General features: G+C 24.2%; 4 protein-coding genes. All 4 read right to left on the bottom strand.

Annotated elements, in window-relative coordinates:
- Positions 1-115: 115 nt before the first annotated feature.
- Complete coding sequence (locus tag ELQ11_RS09555; protein WP_070285991.1) at positions 116-370, bottom strand: hypothetical protein; 255 nt, start codon at positions 368-370, stop codon at positions 116-118.
- The gene (locus tag ELQ11_RS10465; RefSeq protein ID WP_002813541.1) at positions 333-455 is read right to left on the bottom strand and encodes a hypothetical protein; all 123 of its coding nucleotides are present in this window, start codon (positions 453-455) and stop codon (positions 333-335) included. Before ELQ11_RS10465 ends, ELQ11_RS09555 begins: the two co-directional genes overlap by 38 nt.
- 90 nt (positions 456-545) lie before the next feature.
- A complete protein-coding gene (locus ELQ11_RS09550; protein WP_079860616.1) occupies positions 546-815 on the bottom strand; it encodes a type II toxin-antitoxin system YafQ family toxin in 270 nt (89 codons plus the stop codon).
- Positions 805-1,026: a hypothetical protein gene (locus ELQ11_RS09545; RefSeq protein WP_002881155.1), complete on the bottom strand. Its 222-nt coding sequence runs from the start codon at positions 1,024-1,026 to the stop codon at positions 805-807. The genes ELQ11_RS09550 and ELQ11_RS09545 overlap by 11 nt, the downstream gene beginning before the upstream one ends.
- Positions 1,027-1,184: the final 158 nt, after the last annotated feature.

Raw genomic sequence — 1,184 nt, 5'->3', positions numbered from 1 at the left:
AGTTCAAGCTGTTCTTTTTGATACACTTTATCATCTTTGGCATCTTTAAAACCTTTTAATAATAAAGTTTTCATTTGCTCTATATATTCTTGATCTTTACACATATTAATCCTTTTTATTTATCAGGTTTAAAACCACTATCTAAAATTATTTTTGTCATTGCACCTTTAAGTTTATCAAAACGATTTAAAGCTTGCATATTGCTAACTCTAAGCAATCTTATTTTATCATCTTTTTTATAAAACACTTTAAAAACTTCATCACTTTGTTTGTGTTTTACTATATCATCTAAAGTAGGACTATCTATGAATTCATATTCTTTGGTAAAATCTTCATTTAAAACATCGAATAAATCTTGAGAAATAACCATTAGGATTAACTGGATCATAAGTATAAGAACTTACTACACATTCTCTCATAGCTTTTTGTATTTCTTCTTGGGATAATTTTTTCATAGTGTTTTTCTTTTTTCTTTCTATTATGATATAAATGACTTAATATGTAGTTATGGATTTTTATAAACTTGATTAATTTAACTTCAATTATTAAAACAACTCGCTATGAGAACCTATATTAATACATGTTAAAATAAGTTTATCATCTTGTTTTTGATAAATTAAGAGTAAATCAGGTTTTACATGACACTCTCTAAGCTCTTTAAATTCACCTTTTAGTTTATGATCTTTGTATTTTTTTTCAAGAGTTTCATTGTTAGATAAGCGATAGACTATTTCATCTACTAAGTCTTTTTCTTTTAGCGTTAGCTTCTTATAGTTTTTCTTGTATTCTTTTAAAACTCTAATTTCATATTTCACGCATAGCCTTTTTATACTCATCAAAGTTTTTAAAAGTTTCATGCTCTCCATTTTTCATTTCTTCTAAAGCCTTTTTCATAGAACTTTGTTTTTTCTCTTCTGGAGTATCACATTCTAACAAACAATAAGTAGCTTTTAGGCTTTTAGCTAAACTCTCAAAAACAGGTAAAAAATCCTTATCAAATCCGCTAATTTCAATTTTTATAGCCATTTGTATCCTTTCTTATATAATTTTTATTTTTATTATACCATAAAGGGTTTTGTTGTAAAATTGGAAAAAACTTTTTTTATATATAAAATTACATAAATAAGACAATCAAAATACAATATAAAAGATTAAAGAATAGTAAAAACGGTTTTTTAAAAAAA

This window comes from Campylobacter sp. US50a, assembly GCF_004379015.1.
Lineage (GTDB): Bacteria > Campylobacterota > Campylobacteria > Campylobacterales > Campylobacteraceae > Campylobacter_D > Campylobacter_D jejuni.
Note: the sequence above shows the minus strand (reverse complement) of the source record. Positions and strands in the feature narration are given on the sequence as shown.